This window comes from Vibrio sp. D431a, assembly GCF_030248655.1.
Taxonomy (GTDB): domain Bacteria; phylum Pseudomonadota; class Gammaproteobacteria; order Enterobacterales; family Vibrionaceae; genus Vibrio; species Vibrio alginolyticus.
Genome location: NZ_JAHGAP010000045.1, coordinates 1 through 798 on the forward strand (window position 1 = coordinate 1; position 798 = coordinate 798).

Below are 798 nucleotides of genomic sequence, written 5' to 3' on the forward strand. Positions count from 1 at the left end.
TAGAAATGTCGCCTAACAAACTGTTCAAGAGGGATTCGCAACGCGTGGCATTTTCACTATGCGTTGCTTTTAGTGTTTAAGGTGGTATGCGGCGGCATCGGTATTGCGTTGCTCACCCCTTAACAGGGCGTTAACTAACTCCTTCGATCCAGTTAATAAATTAAAGAGAAATGTTTATATGACATCAAAAGAACACTTTAAACCAATACCATGTCATGCAGACTACCTAAAGAGACTTTCTAACCCATACGGGATGAAATGTAAACGACTGCTTGATGACTTTGAGCGTTACTCTAAAATCGGGAAAGTCGATTTATATAGCGTGAGTCTTACAGGCCTTTATCTAACCAGTAGTTTATACCACAAGGCTGGAGACATAGAATCTAGTCTTAGAGCAATGGATATGCATCAGTACTTTGATATTAAATTAGTACAGTCACAGCTATTGAGTGATGGAGATACGATTTCGGTCGTGCTCCCCAAAGCGGAGGTCACTCTAGTAGCAAAGAAAGAGGAATACAATGGTCTTGAAGGTGCGCTATATCTAACCTACTTAAGTTGGCTATCTTTATTCTGTGAGCAGGTGAGTGACATCGAGTACCTTGCCAACCTAGCCGACCACCCAAACACTGAGTGGTATAATGTTCGGTCTCGTACCTTCTTTGAGCTCCAAATGGTTATGCTCGGAATAAAATCTGGTGACGTTAAGTCGTTAATTCAGAAGTTCATTGATGTAAGTACTCCTGAGTATCTTGAGGGTTTAGCCTTTGAACACGCAAACCTTGTCGATTTGCCAAC

The 798-nt window shown here is 41.6% G+C and carries 1 pseudogene; it reads left to right on the forward strand.

Annotation, left to right across the window (positions count from 1 at the left end):
- Window positions 1-178: 178 nt before the first annotated feature.
- Window positions 179-798, forward strand: a pseudogene (locus KJB35_RS26300) (hypothetical protein); the annotation flags it as partial.